Source organism: Ruania alkalisoli, assembly GCF_014960965.1.
GTDB lineage: Bacteria > Actinomycetota > Actinomycetes > Actinomycetales > Beutenbergiaceae > Ruania > Ruania alkalisoli.
The window spans coordinates 4310599-4328775 of record NZ_CP063169.1; the positions used below are offsets into that span (position 1 = coordinate 4310599).

Annotated in this window: 13 protein-coding genes; 6 read left to right on the plus strand and 7 right to left on the minus strand. The window is 66.2% G+C overall.

Going from position 1 to position 18177, the window contains the following annotated elements:
* The first annotated feature begins 67 nt into the window (after positions 1–67).
* Genes IM660_RS19120 through IM660_RS19130 form a run of 3 tightly spaced genes read left to right on the plus strand, consistent with a single transcriptional unit; the run spans position 68 to position 3257 of the window.
* A complete protein-coding gene (locus IM660_RS19120; protein WP_193497332.1) occupies positions 68–1261 on the plus strand; it encodes a Gfo/Idh/MocA family protein in 1194 nt (397 codons plus the stop codon).
* Positions 1258–2253 carry a Gfo/Idh/MocA family protein gene (locus IM660_RS19125; protein ID WP_193497333.1) on the plus strand — a complete coding sequence of 332 codons (996 nt, stop codon included), beginning with the start codon at positions 1258–1260 and terminating at the stop codon, positions 2251–2253. Before IM660_RS19120 ends, IM660_RS19125 begins: the two co-directional genes overlap by 4 nt.
* Positions 2250–3257 carry a Gfo/Idh/MocA family protein gene (locus IM660_RS19130; protein ID WP_193497334.1) on the plus strand — a complete coding sequence of 336 codons (1008 nt, stop codon included), beginning with the start codon at positions 2250–2252 and terminating at the stop codon, positions 3255–3257. The genes IM660_RS19125 and IM660_RS19130 overlap by 4 nt, the downstream gene beginning before the upstream one ends.
* Positions 3258–3353: 96 nt before the next feature.
* Here the strand turns inward: IM660_RS19130 and IM660_RS19135 are convergent, their stop codons facing one another.
* The 7 genes from IM660_RS19135 to IM660_RS19165 all read right to left on the minus strand — a co-directional run bounded on the left by IM660_RS19135 (position 3354) and on the right by IM660_RS19165 (position 13358).
* The gene (locus IM660_RS19135; RefSeq protein ID WP_193497335.1) at positions 3354–4655 is read right to left on the minus strand and encodes an ABC transporter substrate-binding protein; all 1302 of its coding nucleotides are present in this window, start codon (positions 4653–4655) and stop codon (positions 3354–3356) included.
* Positions 4656–4711: 56 nt separating this feature from the next.
* Positions 4712–6121 (minus strand): sulfatase family protein, encoded by a 1410-nt coding sequence (locus IM660_RS19140; RefSeq protein ID WP_193497336.1) that lies wholly within the window; start codon positions 6119–6121, stop codon positions 4712–4714.
* A 71-nt stretch (positions 6122–6192) separates the two neighbouring features.
* Positions 6193–7245: a hypothetical protein gene (locus tag IM660_RS19145; protein WP_193497337.1), complete on the minus strand. Its 1053-nt coding sequence runs from the start codon at positions 7243–7245 to the stop codon at positions 6193–6195.
* Positions 7246–7346: 101 nt separating this feature from the next.
* Positions 7347–8459: a hypothetical protein gene (locus IM660_RS19150; RefSeq protein WP_193497338.1), complete on the minus strand. Its 1113-nt coding sequence runs from the start codon at positions 8457–8459 to the stop codon at positions 7347–7349.
* 42 nt (positions 8460–8501) lie between these two features.
* On the minus strand, positions 8502–10061 hold the full coding sequence (locus IM660_RS19155; protein WP_193497339.1) for a sulfatase family protein: 1560 nt from the start codon (positions 10059–10061) through the stop codon (positions 8502–8504).
* Positions 10058–11338 (minus strand): MGH1-like glycoside hydrolase domain-containing protein, encoded by a 1281-nt coding sequence (locus IM660_RS19160; RefSeq protein ID WP_193497340.1) that lies wholly within the window; start codon positions 11336–11338, stop codon positions 10058–10060. The genes IM660_RS19155 and IM660_RS19160 overlap by 4 nt, the downstream gene beginning before the upstream one ends.
* A 40-nt stretch (positions 11339–11378) precedes the next feature.
* A complete protein-coding gene (locus tag IM660_RS19165) occupies positions 11379–13358 on the minus strand; it encodes an ABC transporter substrate-binding protein (protein WP_193497341.1) in 1980 nt (659 codons plus the stop codon).
* A gap of 300 nt (positions 13359–13658) precedes the next feature.
* On the opposite strand from IM660_RS19165, the gene IM660_RS19170 reads away from it, so the two are divergent.
* Genes IM660_RS19170 through IM660_RS19180 form a run of 3 tightly spaced genes read left to right on the plus strand, consistent with a single transcriptional unit; the run spans position 13659 to position 18126 of the window.
* Positions 13659–14645 (plus strand): ABC transporter permease, encoded by a 987-nt coding sequence (locus IM660_RS19170; protein ID WP_246465043.1) that lies wholly within the window; start codon positions 13659–13661, stop codon positions 14643–14645.
* Entirely contained in the window at positions 14642–15853 is a 1212-nt protein-coding gene (locus tag IM660_RS19175) for an ABC transporter permease (protein WP_193497342.1), read from the plus strand. Before IM660_RS19170 ends, IM660_RS19175 begins: the two co-directional genes overlap by 4 nt.
* 11 nt (positions 15854–15864) lie before the next feature.
* On the plus strand, positions 15865–18126 hold the full coding sequence (locus IM660_RS19180) for an ABC transporter ATP-binding protein (protein ID WP_210769037.1): 2262 nt from the start codon (positions 15865–15867) through the stop codon (positions 18124–18126).
* Positions 18127–18177: the final 51 nt, after the last annotated feature.

An 18177-nucleotide genomic window follows, 5' to 3' on the forward strand; every position in this document is an offset into this window, starting at 1 on the left:
ATCGGGATCACATCACAGCAGCACCGGCCGCTTGACACCATCACGACACCGGTGATCGGCTCACCCCGTGACCATCTCACCGTCAACACCCGAGGCGAGGGTCGCCGTCATCGGCTGCGGAGCACGCGCGGGTATCGCCGCGCACGTGGCCAGCACGGGTGCCGGCATCGTGACCGCTCTGGTCGACCCCAACCCTGCCGCCCGCGAGCGCACGGCGGCGCGACTCGCCGAGTCCCCCGCCCAGTTCGCCGGCGTCGGTGAGCTGCTGCAGGCCGGCGCCGACGTCACTGCCGCTCTCGTGCTCACCCCGGACGACACGCACGCCGAGGTGGCGATCCCCCTCCTGGAGGCCGGCATCGCCGTCTTCTGCGAGAAGCCGATCACTATCACGACGGCGGACGCGGACCAGGTGCTGGCCGCCGCCGCCCGTAGCGGCACACCCCTGTACGTGGGCCACAACATGCGGCACATGAGCGTGGTCACCACGATGCGCGACATCATCCGCCGCGGGGAGATCGGCGCGGTGAAGGCCATCTGGTGCCGCCACTTCGTGGGCCACGGCGGCGACTACTACTTCAAAGACTGGCACGCCGAGCGCGCCCGCGGCACCGGGCTGCTGCTGCAGAAGGGTGCCCACGACATCGACGTGATCCACTGGCTCGCCGGTGCCTACACCACCCGGGTGACCGGGATGGGCGGGCTCACCCTGTACGACCAGGTCACCGATCGCCGGGACAACTCCGACCGCACCATGGCCGACTGGTTCTCCGAGGACAACTGGCCGCCGCTGGCCCAGCGCGAGCTGAACCCGGTGATCGACGTGGAGGACCTGTCCATGGTGCAGATGCAGCTCGAGGGCGGGATCTTCGCCTCCTACCAGCAGTGCCACTACACCCCGGATTACTGGCGCAACTACACGGTGATCGGCACCGAGGGACGGATGGAGAACTTCGGCGACTCCGCCGGCGGCGTCGTGCGCGTCTGGAACCGGCGCTCCGGGTACCGCGCCGAGGGCGATGCCGAGTACCCGATCGTCGGTGACGCGGGTGGCCACGGGGATGCCGACCAGCGCACGATCGCCGAGTTCCTCGACTTCGCCGCCCACGGGGGCACCACTGCCACGTCGCCGGTGGCCGCACGGAACGCCGTCGCCACCGCGGTAGCCGCCACCGAGTCGCTCCGCGCGGGTTCCCTCCCGCGGGACGTCCCACCCCTGGATCCAGCCATCGCCTCCTTCTTCGACGGAAAGGCCACCTCGTGAACCAACCCGACCCGCTGCGTGTGGGACTGATCGGCGCCGGAGGTATCGCCGGCGTGCACGCCCCCGCATGGCGCAGCCTCGGCGCCGACCTCGTGGTGTACTCCCTGCACGGAGCGACTGAGCTCGCAGACCGCTACGGCGCCACCGCCGCCGATTCCCTCGACGATCTGCTCGCGCAGGTGGACGTGGTGGGCATCCTCACCCCCACTGCCACGCACGCCGAGATCGCCCTGGCCGCGATCGCCGCAGGCAAGCACGTGGTGTGCGAGAAGCCGCTGGCCCGCACCGCCGACCTGGCGCAGCAGATCGTCGATGCCGCCGATCAGGCCGGTGTGCGGCTGTTTCCGGCACATGTGGTGCGGTACTTCCCCGCCTATGCCGCCGCCCATGCGTCCGTGATGGCGGGGCGGATCGGACAGGTGGCGGTAAGCCGGTTCCGCCGCGCGAGCGCGGCCCCGGCCTCGCCGTGGTTCTTCGACGAGGCCGTCTCGGGAGGGATCGTCATGGATCAGATGATCCACGATCTCGATCAGGCGGTCTGGTTCTCCGGCACAGTCACCCAGGTCTTTGCCCGCTCGGTCACGCGTACCGACGACGGCGTCCGGACTGCGAGCGCGACCGTCACCCTCACGCATGGTTCCGGTGCGATCAGCCATGTGCACGGGGTGTGGGGGCATGCGCACCTGCCGTTCTCCTCCTCGTTCGAGATCGCCGGCAGTGAGGGGCTGCTGCGGCACGACTCGGCCCGGGAGGATGCCGTGCGACTGCACCTGCCCCCGACGCCGGGAGGCGGGTATCTGCCGGAGGTGGATGTGATGGACAGTCCGTACACGGCAGAGATCGTGGACTTCGCGGCTGCGCTTCGGGAGGGGCGTGAGGCAACGGTGACCGGTGCGGACGGGGTACATGCCGTGCGGTTGGCGGAGGCGGCGAACGAGTCGATCCGCACCGGCGCCGTGGTCGAGATCGAGACGCAGGAGGCACTCCGATGACGCTCACCGTGGGAATCCTCTCCTTCGCGCACCCGCACGTCCACGGCTACGCCGCCGCCCTCGCCGGGCAGGGCGTACGGGTGATCGGCACCGACACCGGCACGCCCGACCCGGGCACCATCCGCGGCGCGGACCTGGCCGCGCAGCTGGGCATCACCTACGCCGAGGACGTGGCGAGCCTGCTGGCCGAGGCGCCGGACGCCGTCGTGATCTGCTCGGAGAACTCACGCCATCGCGAGCTCACCGAACAGGCCCTGGCGGCCGGGGCGCACGTGCTGTGCGAGAAGCCGCTGGCCACCTCCGACGAGGATGCTGCGGCGATGGTGGCCGCGGCCGAACGGGCCGGGCGGATCCTGATGACGGCCTACCCGGTGCGGTTCGCGCCGACGTTCGCCGATCTGGTGGCGCGGTGCCGGGCGGGGCAGCTCGGGCAGATCCTCGCGGTGGTGGGCACGAACAACGGGAAGATGCCCCGGCCCGGCGAACGCTCCTGGTTCACCGACCCGGCGCGGTCCGGTGGTGGGGCGCTGATGGATCACGTGGTGCATGTGGCCGACCTGCTGGACGAGTTGCTCGGCGAACCGGCCGAGAATGTGCACGCGGTCACAAACCAGATTCTGCATGCGGGCACCGGGGTGGAGACCGGTGGGGTGGTGTCGGTCGCCTACCCCAGCGGGGTGATCGCGCAGATCGACTGTTCCTGGTCGGTACCGGACTCAGCACCCACCTGGGGTGGTCTCACACTGGAGGTGCACGGCACACGAGGCTCGATGCGGATCGACCCGTTCGCCGGGCACGTGGCCGGCTATGACGCCGAGGGCGCGGTGTGGCAGCCGTACGGGCCTGACCTGGATGCGCGGATGATCGCGACGTTCCTGGACGCGGTGCGCACCGGGACCCGACCCCAACCGGACGGCGGGGTCGGGGCTCGTACCCTCGCGATCGTGACGGCGGCGCAGCGGTCGGTCGCGTCGGGACGCCCCGAACCCACCCACCTCCACTGAAATCACACGTCGAATTGGTTGTGGGGAGCTCTGGTTGGGCCCGTCCCGGTAGCCAAATCGTCGTTTGATCTCGGCAGCACCGGCGGGTCGGAACTGTCACCAGCCGTCGAGGTCAAGCTGGCGAGCCTGGTTCTCCACATCACGGTCATAGTTGGCTGCGGCCTCCTCAGCGCTCCGAATCCCGGAACCCACCTCGACCGTGATGTTGGCCAAGTTGGGCCCCTTGATCGGGGAGAGAAACTCCAGCGCGGGGGCCGTGTTGCCCTCATCGACGTACGCCTGGACGTCCTGCAGCAACGGGGTGACGTCGTCAGGCAGCTCGCAGGAGTTCGCATACGGTCCGCTCGGCGCCCCGGTTTCGTTGAAGATGTCGCACGCGTCCGAGGTGTTGAGGAAGGTCAGCAACTGCAGAGCAGCCGTACGCTCTTCCCCCTCCGCGGCGGCCGCCACGTAGGTCGCATCAGGCTGCCAGATCGTCGCCGACGTGTGTTGCGCGCTGTCAGCCGGGAGGGCCATGAACCGCAGGTCCTCGACGGCGTCCGGCGAGTTGGCCGTGATGGTGTCCAGAACCGTGGTCAGGATCGGATAGTGGGCACCGGTGCCGTCAGCCACCATCATGGCGCCATCTTCGAACGTGGCCGAGGGGAAGTCGACGTTGAAGTAGCCGGCCTCGTATGCCTCCTGGAGGTGCCGGAATCCGGCGAGGGCGGGCTCTTCGGCGTAGAACCTGGAGTGTGCGGTGTACTCCTGTGCCCACTGCGGATCCTGCGCGTGGACATTCGCGAAGTCGCCGAGGACGAACAGCTGGCTGGTCCACGGGTCGGCGTAGGTCTGGATGATCGGGACATATCCAGCAGCGGCGATCTGCTCGTTGTTCGCCATGAAGGCGTCCCACGACTGCGGTACCTCCAGGCCCAGCTCGTCGTAGACCGGCTGGCTGTAGACGATGCCGCCGGCGAGGGAGGTGCCGAACGGGGCTCCATAGACACCATTCTCGGTACTGACAACGGATCGGAAATCCTCGGTCAGATCGTCGATCCAGGTTTCCCCGGACAGGTCGACCAGCGTGGCGTCCGGGTTGAGCGCCTGCAGCAGCGAGCCTGAGTTGTAGGTGAACACTTCGGCCATCTCCCCGGTGGCGAGGCGGGTCTTGACGACGTTGACCCCGTCGTCGCCGCTGGGCCGGGTGTCATGGTTGACGACGATCCCGGAGTGCGTCGCCTCGAACTCCTCGATCAGGGCGGCGGCCAGCTCCGACGTCTGCTCGTCGCTGCTGGTCAGCCAGGTGATCTCGATGGTGCCGTCCTCACTTTGATGGGAGGAACAGGCGGCCGCGGCAGCCAGGCTGACGGCAGTTGCGAGAGCCCCGAGGGGTTTCGGCGTGAGGATCCTGGTCATCGGTGACCCTTCCTGTCGATAGTGGAGGACGGCGGGCCGTCATGGTGCCGGAGCTGTCAGTCGTGCACGCTTCCCGCGAGCTTGCGTCCGTCGAGCAGTTGCGTGCGCACCCAGTCGTTGTCGACGGTGCGGTCACCGTCGGCCAACAAGTCGTCGTACAGCTGACGCCGCAGACCGGCCAGCACAGCGCTCGCGGAACTGTCACCGATGCGGTTGTCGAGCTCGTCGGGATCACTGTGAAGGTCGTACAGCTCGTCGACGTCCGTCGGATTCCAGATGTACTTCCACCGTCGGTCCCGGATCATCCGCTGGACGTAGAGGCCGAACTGCTGCCCGTTGTAGGTGCTCACCACGTGATCTCGCGCGGAGAGAGCCTCGTTGACGTGCCATCGGCCGCCGTCGGGTTCGACCAGAGGTGCGCCGTGGGTGGGCGTGCCGTCATCGCCGAGCACGCGGTAGAGCAGGGTGGCCAGATCGAGCGTGTTGTGCACGAACGCATCATTGATCTCCCCGGCGGGCACTGTGCCCGGCCAGGAGAGCACGAGTGGAACGCGAACGACGTCGTCGTACATCACGTGGTGCTTGTCGATCATCCGATGGGAGCCGCACATGTCCCCGTGATCACTGGTGTAGATCACGAGCGTGTCCTCGAGCTGGCCCGTCTCGGCGATCGTGGTCATGATGCGGCCGATGGCGGCATCCATCTGGGTGATGCTCGCGTAGTACCGCGACACCATCGGCGCCCAGTCCTCCCAGGTGAAGTTCTCTACGCCCCAGCTGTGGAGCTGCTGACGCTGGATGTAGGGCTTGCCGGCAAACGACTCCGCAAAGCTCCCCCACGGCGGGATCTCACGAGCCGGGTACTGATCGGCGAACTCGGCAGTCGGCTGGCACGGCAGATGCGGCTCGACGAAGTCCACCCGGACGTGCCACGGCTGCCGAGTACTGCGGGTGATGAACTCCGCGGCACGGTCGGCCGACCAGTGCGTCCTGCTGTCCTCGGTGGGCACGGGGTCGATGCCACCGAACCACCCGCCGTCGACGTGCGCCCCGGGGTGACGATGCGCCCGCCGCTGGTCATAGGCCTCCAGCGGGACGTACTCGTCGTACCCGAAGTCCCGTGGATCGGCATCGGCGTGGACGTGCCATTTTCCGATGTACCGACTCCGGTAGCCACGGGATGGGAGGAGTCGGGACCAGGTCATCGCCCCGGGGTCGAGCTGTGTGCCCTTCGGGCCGAGGTCGTAGTTCCACAGTCCGCCGACGTACTCCGGCCGCAAGCCGGTCAGGAGCGACTGTCGGGCCGGCACGCACAGTGGGATCGGGGTGAAAGCGCTGTCGAATCGAGTGCCGGATCGGGCGAGCGCATCGAGGGTGGGAGTGCGCACCGGGCAACGTTGCGCGTACCCGGCGCAGTCCCACCGGTGCTGGTCAGAGACGATGAGCAGGATGTTCGGGGAGGTCACGGCGCCCTTCAGTGATCGAGATGGTGGGCGTGGACCCAGCAGAAGGTGCCGCGTGGGTCCACGCCCCGGGACTACCGGCGCCGGGCGGCCGCACCCCTCGCCAACTCGCGGAAGACCCGCATCTGGCTGGCGCCTTCGGGCGGGAGCGGCCCGAGATCGTCCGGGGTGGAGTGGTCCGGATAGGGGTGGAACGGCCAGAGGATGTACCGATCCGCCGCACCCCCGTGATCGACATAGGTCGCGATCCCTTCCAGGACCAGGCGCCGGAACTCGTTGTTGCTCACCCGACCGGCACGCCCATCAGTGCACTGGATCCCATAGGTGATTCCGAGGCTCTTCGCGTACTGCTCGACCTCGATCATCTTCTCCCAGGTCATCACCCCACTCGGGCTCTCGAGTTCCAGACGCGGATGCTCGAACGGCTTATCGAAGTGAATGAAGTCCAGCTCGTGCCCCGCCGAACGCAACTCGCTCTGCACCCAGGCCCAGGTCTCCCGCCACGGCGGATGAATCTCGGGATTGGTGAGCGGAGTGATCAAACCGATCCGCACACCAGGGAACTCACCTCTGACCTGATCGTTGAACTCCACCACATCCTGGATACGACGCTCCATCGAATAGCCCAGAAACCTGCCCGGACCCGGCTTGCTCAACACGCTCTGCAACATGATGTCCGTCAGGTTGAACCCGGCTGCGCGTATCTGGCGTAGGTTGCTGATCGTGGCCGAGAAGTCCGGCGGCCCGTCCGGAACCTCGCCGGTCTCCTTGTAGGTGTGCCACCACCACGTCGTCGCCTGGGTGACGTTGAAGGCGAAGTTCATATCGGCGTGGGCCGCCGCCATCTTGTCGAGGACTGCCGGTTCGAACTTCACCTCGTCCGCGTAGTTGTCGCCGGCGCCGAGCTGGCCGAAGGCAAAGGTGTGCATCGCGCGGCGAGCATGCTTCCAGGTGTCGAGGCTGTCATACCGGGACTCAAGGTCGGGTGGGGCTGCCCCACCGCCCTGGCCGAGGTTGTTGTCCTGATACCAGAACTCCGGCAGTCGTTCCGACGCGTCAGTTGCCGCGCCGTTGACGGCGGAAGCGTGTGGAGCGTTCAGCGATCCGGCGGCCAAGGCGCCCGCCAACGCCACACCTCCCGTAGCGAGAGCTTGGCGCCGGGTCGGTCCTCGGTCGTTACATGTCGCTCGTGACGTCGTCGTCATCTCTTCTCCTTGGGTGTGGGTTGTCATTGCGTCTGGTTGGCTCGGGGCGCGTGTTGCGCGGCGGCGCCCGCCGCGATCTCGCGGAAGACCCGCATCTGGCTGGCGCCTTCGGGCGGGAGCGGCCCGAGATCGTCCGGGGTGGAGTGGTCCGGATAGGGGTGGAACGGCCAGAGGATGTACCGATCCGCCGCACCCCCGTGATCGACATAGGTCGCGATCCCTTCCAGGACCAGGCGCCGGAACTCGTTGTTGCTCACCCGACCGGCACGCCCATCAGTGCACTGGATCCCATAGGTGATTCCGAGGCTCTTCGCGTACTGCTCGACCTCGATCATCTTCTCCCAGGTCATCACCCCACTCGGGCTCTCGAGTTCCAGACGCGGATGCTCGAACGGCTTATCGAAGTGAATGAAGTCCAGCTCGTGCCCCGCCGAACGCAACTCGCTCTGCACCCAGGCCCAGGTCTCCCGCCACGGCGGATGAATCTCGGGATTGGTGAGCGGAGTGATCAAACCGATCCGCACACCAGGGAACTCACCTCTGACCTGATCGTTGAACTCCACCACATCCTGGATACGACGCTCCATCGAATAGCCCAGAAACCTGCCCGGACCCGGCTTGCTCAACACGCTCTGCAACATGATGTCCGTCAGGTTGAACCCGGCGGAGACCAGATCACGCAGTTCATTGATCGTTCTGGTGAAGTTCGGGCGCCCCGGCGGAATCTCTCCCGTCTGGCGGTAGTACCCCCACCACCACGTGGTCGCCTGCGTCACGTTGTAGGCGAAGTGCTGGTCTGCGTGTGCGGCCGCCATCGAGGCCAGGAGGGTCGGATCGTCACGGAGCCCCTGCTTGATGAGGGCGTTCTGGCCGATGGAGAAGGTGTGCATACGATCCCGGGCCTTGTCCCAGGCCGCCAGGTCGTCGTAGCGAGCCCGGAAGTCAGGCGGAACTCCGCCGCCCTGGCCGAGGTTGTTGTCCTGATACCAGAACTCCGGCACGCTGTCGGTCTGCGAGGCTGCGCGTGCAGACGTCGCCACGGACGGGGACGCCGTCGCCATACCGACCGCCGCCGCGCCTATCGTGGCGCCCGCGGTCGCAATGACCTGCCGCCTGCTGAGTGCATGCGTGTTCATTCGATTCCTCCTGTGTCTCCGTTGATCAGGCAGGTGCCCGTGCTAGGTGAGCACGGGGTCGTGGCACACGGTGGCCGGGTTCTCGGGAAATCCGGTGATACCGCGCGACTTGTCGAACTGATAGATCCGGGTGCGCTCCCACACCTCGTACGGCTGCGTCCACAGATGTGTGCCTTCGGCCCCATCGACCAAGGCTGCCGAGCAGCCCTCAGCGATCAGGTCCTCGATCAAGGCACGGGTGAGTTCGGCGACCACGCCGGGGTGCTCGTGCTGCAGCGCTGTCAGCTCGTCCGGGTCGGATTCGACGTCGAAGAGCAATCGATGGCCACCGTTGGCGAGGAAGATCAGCTTCCATCGATCCTGCACAACCATCGCCTTGAACCGCCGGGTCCGTGGCCTGCCGTGATAGCCGATCAGGCGACGGCGGGGCGCACCTCGACCTAGCAGTGTTCCCAGGACATCGTGCCCCTGACGCAGGTCCGGACGTCCAGCAGCCGTTGTGCAGATCCCGAAGATGTCCGTGAGGCAGACCAGGTCAGCACATGCCTGATCCGCAGGGAGCATCCGTGGCCAGCTCAGCAGGAACGGGATTCTGGTGGAGGCTTCGAAGAAGCTCTCTTTCTGCCAGCCAGAGTGATCGCCCAGAAGGTCCCCGTGGTCGGAGACGAAGCAGATCAGCACATTGTCCGGATCCGGGAGACGATCGACCGCATCCAGGATCGTGCCGATACAGGCGTCGATGTAGCTGATCTCGCCGTAATAGCGAGCTTTCAGGGACCGCGCCCGGTCGTCGTCGACGTTCTCGGCGAACGTCATCGCGTTCATCCACGGCAACTGCTGGTCGAGGTGGTCGACGTCGAGGTCTCCACGCACAGGTAGCGGCATGCGGTCCGGGTCGTACATGCGGTGATACGGCATCGGCGGGGCAAACGGCGGGTGCGGGCCGATGAACGAGACCGCACCGAAGAAGGGGCGCGGATCTGGCTGTTCGATCTGCTCGACGGCCCGGTCGGCGGCCCACGCCTCGACCGTCAGGCTCGCTGGAAGCGGGCTCGTCTGGGGCATGTAGTACATCTCGGTGCGTTCACCCATCAGGGCATCCACCCAGTCGTACTCGGCGTGCTCGGTCGAGATCCACGATGCGTACGAGTCCCGGGCCCGCTGATCGGGCGTCTCGTACTGTTCCTCACTGTGCAGGTGCACCTCGAAACCCACGTCAGCGTCCCACGGGCTGGTGTGGAACTTGCCGATCCCGAACGTTCGGTAACCGCGCTCTCTCATCGCTTCGGCCAGGTACGGGCCCTGCTCCGCCCTCAGACGCTCATGACGACCTGGCGGAAGGCGGTTGTCCCAGATGTCGGTTCGGGTGGGTTCGCAGCCGGACCGGAGGGTATACCGCGCCGGGACGCATACGGGCGTGGTGGAGTACCCGCGCTCGAAGGTGAGCCCGCGCCGTACCAGCCGGTCCAGGTGGGGCGTGTGGATCTCGGTGTTTCCTCGACAGGCGATGGTGTCGAACCGCTGCTGGTCCGTCATGATCAGCAGCACATGAGGGCGATCATCCGCACCCACACGCGTGCGTCCCGCGGCGCTACGGCTCATCGGAGATCCCCGGATGGCGTCGGCAGGTCGAGATCTCTCAGCCACCAGTCCGCCCCGTGCTCGAGGTCGGTCACCAGTTGCGGCAGCATCAGTCCCCAGCTCCCGATACCGCGCGCGGCCAGACCTTCACCGGATTCTGCGCTGAAGTTCTCGAACAACGCGCCATGCTCGTCGAGGGCGTTGGCGTGTACTGCCAGGATCCGCTCCGCGACCGTCCATGCGTGATCGCGGTAGCCGTACCGGGACAGATAGTGCGCTGCGAAGTAGGAGTGCAGTGCCCAGATCGGCCCCTGCCAGTTGGAACACGTCGCCGTCTCACCGGCTGGTCCCTGCCATGGGCCGTGCCCCATGGGCATAGCGAGCCCGTTCACGGCGTTCGAGTAGTGCACATCGGACCTGCTCAGCGAGCGGATTCCGTAGTCGCTCCACAGGTGCTCCGGTGCCAGCACGTACCGTTCGATCACCCGTTGGGCTCGATCCTCGGGGACGAGGCCGAGCCAGAGGGGCCACAGGTTCGACGCGTGCACTGAGCGGATGGGGTGTGACTCGTCTCGTCGTAGCGGAGGTATGTAGAGGCTGTAGTAGTAGTCGTCCTCGCCATCCCAGAGCACGCGGCCGATGCTCGCGGTGAGGCGCTGTGCGAGGGCACGGTGCCGTCGAACTCGTCCGTGGTCTCCGGCGCGCTCGGCGAGCCAGGCGAACGCCGTGTGCTCGAGGACCATCTGGGCGTTCAGGTCGACCGCCTGCACGGCATTGGGCTCCCATGCCCAGTTCGCCGTCGCATTGTCAGCGAATCCCTCATCGACGTGGGTCCAGGTGAGAAGGCCATCTCGACCGAGCTGGTGGATATGGCGGTAGTCGAGATAGGACTCGATACGTTCCAAACCGTCAGATCCGAGCCAGTCGATCGAGTTCGTCTCGCGGGAGAGCACGAAGGCTCCAGTCGCGAGAAAAGGACGTACCTGATATGGCGGAGCGCTGTACCGGTCCCGGCCGATCCGTCTCTGCCCCTTTCCGTCCGGGCTGATGTGTTCGATCAGGTTGAGCAGGCTGTCACGCAACGGTTCCGGGTCGCCGTCGATGAGATACGCGGCACCAGCCCAGACGGCATCCCAGTCGGTGAGATCGGGATAGGTCGTGCCTGCTCCGGCCGAGAGATAGGGCCGCGTGAGCAGCCCGTCGGCCGGACGCAGCAGATCAGGCTTGACCTGCATGCGGTGAGCACCGATCAGATCGGCGTCCCGCGCGAGCTTGGTGCGCTCGTCGGGGGTCGGCATGGAAACTCCTCGCTCGTCGTGGATCGTGCCTGCCGGGAGGTCAGCTACGGAAGTACTGACAGGGGTTGGTCGTGGCAGGATTCGAATACGCGCCGGTGGTGAGTTCGGCAGGAACGTTGTGGAAGTCGTTCTTGACGATTCCGACTCCGCCCTCCCACAAGGTCACTCCGATGGTGTAGAACTCCTCCTTTGCGATGGCGAGGATCTCCTGCATCAGCGCGTTCTGATCGTCGGCGGACGCCGTCGTCGTGATCTGGTCGTAGAGGTCCATCTGCCGCCGAACGGCCTCGGGAGGCTCCTGCCCCGACTCGCCACGGCTGGCGTACCACTGCGCCCACGGGACGGCGTACCGACTGAACGTGTCGTAGGGAAAGTAGAGGCTGGGGTGCAGCAGTGCGTTCAGGCCACCGACTGCGAAATGGACCGCCGCGTCGTGATGATTGCCGGCCTGGCGTTCCAGGAACAGGGACATGTCTTCGGGCGAGACCGACACCTCGATCCCGACAGCCAGCCACTGTTGCCGGACGAGCTCCATCGTGTCCACGTCGGGACCACGCTGGGAAGCGACCTCGACGTCGAAGGAGATCGGATTGCCGTCCGGACCGAGGCGCATTCCGTCACTGTTGGTCTCCGAGTACCCGGCCCGGTCGAGATGCTCGTTCGCCAGGTCGAGGTCGAACTCGGTGTACTGCGTGGCCATCTCCTCGTCGTAGAAGTCGGACTCTGGCCGCGGAGCAGCTTGGAAGGGCTCCCCTTGGCGGGCGTAGACCGCATCGATGATCGTCTGGCGGTCGATCGCGTGTGAGAGACCGATCCGGAAGTCCTTGTTGTTGAAGATCTCACGCTTGACGGGGTCCTGATGCGAGAGGTTGAGATGGATCACCGGCACCGTGGAGTGCGACTTCACGGTGGTGACGAAGTGATAGTCGGCGGACTCCTGGTTGTCGGCGAGAAGCGGCCTGTTCGCGGCATCGCCGATGTTGGGAAAGTGGAAGTCGATCTCGCCGTTGACGGCGTTGAGCACCAGGGTCTCGGTCTCGGACACGACCGCGTAGCGCACCTCGTCGAGGTAGGGCAGCTGGCTCCCGTCCGGATCGACCTTCCAGTAGTACGGATTGCGGCGGGCAACCAGCTCTTGGACGTCCTCGTTCACGCCGTGGTCAAGGCTCCACCCGCACAGGGTGGGCAACTCGGCGTTGTTGAAGCGGGTGGTGAACGTGCCCCCCTTGGCCTCGAACAGCTCGACCCAGGTGCTCAGACCCGCATCCGAGATCGTGGAGTCGATGTCCTCGGCAAAGTCCGGGTGGAACTGCTGCAGGTAGTGCTTCGGGACTCGGGTGATCAGGTCCCCCTCCTGGGCTAGCTTGGCGAGGAACAGCCCGTTCGGTTCGTCGAAGATGAAGGTGACTGTCTGCTCGTCGACCTTCTGGACCGTGACCGGGGCACCGGCCGAGGTGAGCCAGTTGGCCTTCGCCGGCGTGAGGTCCTCGTTCAGGAAGACAGCCTCGTACCAGAACATGATGTCGTCGGCGGTGAAAGGCTCGCCATCCGACCAGCGCATCCCGTTGCGGAGCCGGAACGTGTACTCCGTGCCCTCGTCGTTGTACTCGAACGACTCGGCGACGTTCGCCGTGACTCCAGCCGCTGTGAGGTCGGTGGTGTTGGGGAGGAATCGGACCAGGTGCTCGTAGCCAATGGTGTCCTCGACCCATGCCGACGCGTTCGCCTGCTTCAGGACAGCCGTTCGCCAGGCGCCACCGTAGCGCCCGACCTCGTCGTTCGGTTCGACGACGAGTGGGGTGCTGGGGAGGCGTTCTTCGACCGGAGGAAGCTCTCCGGCTTCGACCTGCGCGGCGAGATCCGGGGCCTCTCGGCCTTTCGCGCCCGTTGGCTCGGTGGTTCCCGGGTCGGTGTCGTCGAGCATGTCGCACCCGCCGAGAGCTATAGCCGTGGCCATCGTCCCGCCTCCCCAGGCGAGGAACTGACGGCGAGGAAGTGTGGAAGGTCTGGTCTGCATCATCGATCTCGGCCTCTTTGCTTGTCGACGGAACTGGGACGCCGCTGTCGCCGTCCTGGGCTGCCGAGACGGCACTACACGCCTTCCCAGCAGTCTCGATACGTTGCAATTCTGTTGCGTGACACCGATCCACAATGCCTTGCGCTGCCTGACCTCTACCGCGTGATCTAGCGGTTTCGTGCGACCTAGCGGCTGTGACACTGCCGAACCGGTTGGCACGAAAGTACTCTGATACGATACAAAGCGCAACTGTCAGTGGCGACACACGCAAGGAAGGATCTCGATGATGCGACCGGCCACTCCGTGCCGCACCCTCAGGGCGGGGGGCTACTGCTCGTGCTGAAGTTCCTTGCGCGTCGGTTGGTGTATATGGTGCCGACGTTGTTGTTGATCTCGGTGGCCTCGTTTGTGATCATTCAGTTGCCGCCGGGTGATTATGCGACGTCGTATGTGGCCCGGTTGGAGGCTGAGGGGCAGGCGGTGGACACCGCGCAGCTGGCGGCGTTGCGGGAGCGGTTCGGGTTGGGGGATCCGATCTGGGTGCAGTACTGGAAGTGGATCTCGGGGATCCTGCTGCATGGGGACTTCGGGTATTCGTTCGACTATGCCGCCCCCGTATCGGGGTTGTTGGCCGACCGGTTGCCGCTGACGGTGATCTTGTCGATCTCGACGTTGTTGTTCACGTGGGCGGTGGCGTTGCCGATCGGGGTGTACTCGGCGTTGAAGCAGTACTCCCCCGGTGACTACATCGTGACGACGTTGGGGTTTTTGGGGTTGGCGACTCCGAACTTCCTGCTGGCGTTGATCATGATGTGGTTCGCGTTCTCCACGTTCGGGTTGAGTGTGGGCAAGAACAACCTGCCCACGTTCCTCATCGCGATCGTCGTGTTGGGCACTGCCGGGACGGCGGGGTTGATCCGGATCTTGCGGGCGAACCTGCTCGATGAGCTGCGCAAACCGTATGTGGTCGCCGCCCGGGCTCAGGGGATGGCCGAAGGGCCGCTGCTGCTGCGCTACCCGCTGCGGGTCGCGCTGAACCCGTTCATCTCCACCATCGGATGGTTACTGCCCGGGATCATCGGCGGTGAAGTGATCGTGGCCCAGGTCGCGAACCTGAACACCATCGGCCCGCTGCTGCTGGGGGCGCTACGCAGCCAGGACATGTACCTAGCCGGGTCGATCATCCTGATCACCGCGGTGCTCACGGTGATCGGGACCCTGCTGTCGGATCTGGCCCTGGCCTGGGCCGACCCGAGAGTCCGGCTACGCACCGTGGGAGGTGCCGCATGAGCGACCAGACCAGCCTCCCGGTCCCCGGGTCGAGCGGTCCATCACAGACGACACTCGGTGACCCGCCCGACGTGCCCACCAAGCCGAGCACCGCCCGGCGCGGCAAGAGCAGCGGGCAGGCCACGGCCTCCCAGTGGCGCTTGATCTGGCGGCGGTTCCGCAAGCACAAGCTGGCGATGATCGGCCTCACGGTGACCGGGTTCCTCTACCTGATCGCCGCGTTCGCGGGGTTCCTCGCCCCGTATACGACCACCGATCTGTCGGCTCAGCACACCTACGCCCCACCCACCTCGCTGCACCTGGTCGACACCAGTGGTGGGTCGTGGGACTGGGGGTTGCACTACTACGGCTACTTCGTGGAGCAGGACCCGGACACGTTGGCCCTGACCTACACCGTCGATGAGACCGCGAAGGTGCCGGTCGAGTTCTTCGCCCAAGGATCGACGTATGAGTTCTGGGGGCTGTTCACCACCAATGTGCACCTGCTCGGCCCAGCCGACCCGGGCACGGAGCACCCGATGTATCTCCTCGGCGCGGACCGCCTCGGGCACGACTTGTTGTCGTTGATCATCCACGGCACCCGCATCTCCATGTCCGTGGGGCTGGTCGGAGTCACCCTCGCCTTCCTGTTGGGCATCACCCTCGGTGGGGTATCCGGGTTCGTCGGCGGGAAGGTCGACACGATCATCCAACGCATCATCGAGCTGTTCATGTCGATCCCCACGCTGCCGTTGTGGTTGGGCTTGGCCGCCGCGATCCCCGGCGAATGGGGGCCAGTCACCCGGTATGTCGCGATCACCGTCGTGCTCTCCCTGGTCGGCTGGACCGGACTAGCCCGAGAAGTCCGCGGCCGGTTCCTATCCCTGCGGGAAGAGGACTTCGTCACCGCTGCCCGCCTCGACGGGGCCAAACAGCCGGCGATCATCTTCTCCCACATGCTGCCCTCCTTCACCTCCCACCTGATCGCCACCCTCACGTTGTCGATCCCGGCGATGATCCTCGCCGAGACCGCGCTGTCCTTCCTCGGTCTCGGACTTCAGCCGCCGACGGTCTCCTGGGGTGTGCTGCTCCAAGAAGCACAGAACCTGCGCGTGATCGCCTCCGCCCCCTGGTTACTACTGCCCGGCGCAGCCGTCGTCGCAGCTGTGCTCTCACTGAACTTCCTCGGCGACGGCCTGCGCGACAGCGCCGACCCCTACCGATCATGACGGGACGAGCAATGACTTCTCACGCCCTCAGCCAGACCAGCAATGACACACCTGCCGGCCCGGTCACCAGCGAGGCCGTGCTCAGGGTGGAGGACCTACGCACCTACTTCCACACCGATGAGGGGGTGGTCAAGGCCGCCGACGGCGTCACCTTCGACGTCACCCGAGGCCGCACGACCTGCCTGGTCGGAGAATCCGGGTGCGGCAAATCGATCACCGCACGCTCCATCGCCGGCCTCGTGCTGCCACCGGGCCGGATCGAGCGCGGTCACGCCTGGTTCCAGCCTGACACTGATGCCGACCCGGTGGATCTGGCCGCCTTGGACCCGACCGGGGAACAAATCCGCAGCATCCGCGGGGGCGACATCGGGTTCGTGTTCCAGGAACCCGGAGCCTCCCTGTCACCGATGTACACCATCGGCACCCAGCTCGCGAGAGCCATCCGGTTGCACCAACCCATCAGCAAAGCTGAGGCGAAAGAGCAGGCAATCGAGCACCTGGCCCGAGTCGGGATCCCCAGCCCACACACGAGGTTCGACGCCTACCCCTTCCAACTCTCCGGCGGCATGAACCAACGCGCCATGATCGCCATCGCCTTAGCGAACGACCCCGCGTTGCTCATCGCGGACGAACCCACCACCGCCCTGGACGTGACCACCCAAGCCCGCATCCTCGACCTCCTCGCCAACCTGCAAGAAGAGACCGGGATGTCGATGCTGTTCATCACCCACGACCTCGGCGTCGTCGCCGAAATCGCCGACGACGTCAGCGTCATGTACCTAGGCACCGTCGCCGAACGCGGCTCGGTCACCGACATCTTCGACCGCCCCCAACACCCCTACACCCAAGCCCTCCTCGAATCCATCCCCACCATCACCACCGACGGCACCAGCGAGGAGACCAGCGAGGAGACCAGCGACGGAGCCGGTGATGGGGGCCGCTTGCCGGCCATCCCGGGCAACGTCCCCCACCCCAACCAACGCCCCACCGGCTGCCCCTTCCACACCCGCTGCCAGTTCGCCATGCCCGGCCTCTGCGATGAGACCACCCCACACCCGATCGCCCTCGACGACGGGCGACTGGTCCGCTGCCACCTACGCGACCCCGACATCGAGAACCTCCCCCCGCAGGTCGTCACCGAACCCGACTCCGCCGAAAGCCCCGCACCCGCCCCGACCGCCTCACCCGCCCCACACGAGGCCCAACCCTCTGTAGATGAGGGGGAGCCGATCATGTCGATCCGGGACCTGCAGGTGCACTTCCCCATCAAGTCCGGCTTCTTCGGCCGCACCACCGGACACGTGCACGCCGTCGACGGCGTGGACCTGACCATCCACCGCGGTGAGACCCTTGGCCTCGTGGGCGAGTCCGGGTGCGGGAAAACCACCCTCGGACGCACCATCGTCCGCGCCCTGGACCCCACCGCAGGAACCATCACCTACCAAGGCGACACCAGCGAGGTGGACCTCACCAGCCTGGACAACCGCGCCCTGACCCCCTACCGGGGCCAGATCCGGATGATCTTCCAAGACCCCTTCACCTCGGTCAACCCCCGCAAAACCCTCCTCCAGATCATCGGCGAACCCCTACGCCGGCTCGGTGATGGCCAACCCCCCGGTGCGATCGCCGACCAGGTAGGTCACATGCTCACCCGGGTGGGGCTACGCCCCGAATACATGCACCGCTACCCCCACGCCTTCTCCGGCGGCGAACGCCAACGCGTCAACATCGCCCGCGCCCTGATCACCCGCCCCCGACTCGTCGTCGCCGACGAAGCCGTCTCCGCACTCGACGTCTCAGTCCGGGCCCAAATCCTCAACCTCCTCGCCGACCTCCAACAGGAATACAACCTCACCTACCTCTTCATCTCCCACGACCTGTCCGTCGTCGAACACCTCTGCGACCGCGTCGCCGTCATGTACCTCGGCAAAGTCGTCGAACAAGCCCCCACCAGGGAACTGTTCACCACCCCCCGACACCCCTACACCGAAGCCCTCCTCTCCGCGGTTCCGGTGCCAGATCCGCACCGCCGTGATCAGCGCCGGATCAGGTTGAACGACGAGCTTCCCGACCCGACCAACCCACCGGCCGGCTGCCCGTTCCACACCAGGTGCCCCCACCGCCGCGATGAACGCTGCGACGACGAACGCCCCACCCTGGAACTGCTGGAACCCGCGCATCGCACCTCCTGCCACTACCCCCTCACCCCCAACCAAGACGGCCCACCCACCAGAACACAGACCGGCACCACCGAACAGGACACACACGCATGAGCAGCCCCACCCCGGAGACCGGCTCGCTCACACCGCAGACCAGCGCCACCC

What these genes read in the sequence shown, in the direction of transcription:
- IM660_RS19150 (WP_193497338.1), bottom strand. Translation starts at nt 8,459, where the DNA reads ATGAACACGCATGCACTCAGCAGGCGGCAGGTCATTGCGACCGCGGGC.
- IM660_RS19130 (WP_193497334.1), top strand. Translation starts at nt 2,250, where the DNA reads ATGACGCTCACCGTGGGAATCCTCTCCTTCGCGCACCCGCACGTCCAC.
- IM660_RS19165 (WP_193497341.1), bottom strand. Translation starts at nt 13,358, where the DNA reads ATGATGCAGACCAGACCTTCCACACTTCCTCGCCGTCAGTTCCTCGCC.
- IM660_RS19180 (WP_210769037.1), top strand. Translation starts at nt 15,865, where the DNA reads ATGACTTCTCACGCCCTCAGCCAGACCAGCAATGACACACCTGCCGGC.
- IM660_RS19160 (WP_193497340.1), bottom strand. Translation starts at nt 11,338, where the DNA reads ATGCCGACCCCCGACGAGCGCACCAAGCTCGCGCGGGACGCCGATCTG.
- IM660_RS19175 (WP_193497342.1), top strand. Translation starts at nt 14,642, where the DNA reads ATGAGCGACCAGACCAGCCTCCCGGTCCCCGGGTCGAGCGGTCCATCA.
- IM660_RS19135 (WP_193497335.1), bottom strand. Translation starts at nt 4,655, where the DNA reads ATGACCAGGATCCTCACGCCGAAACCCCTCGGGGCTCTCGCAACTGCC.
- IM660_RS19155 (WP_193497339.1), bottom strand. Translation starts at nt 10,061, where the DNA reads ATGAGCCGTAGCGCCGCGGGACGCACGCGTGTGGGTGCGGATGATCGC.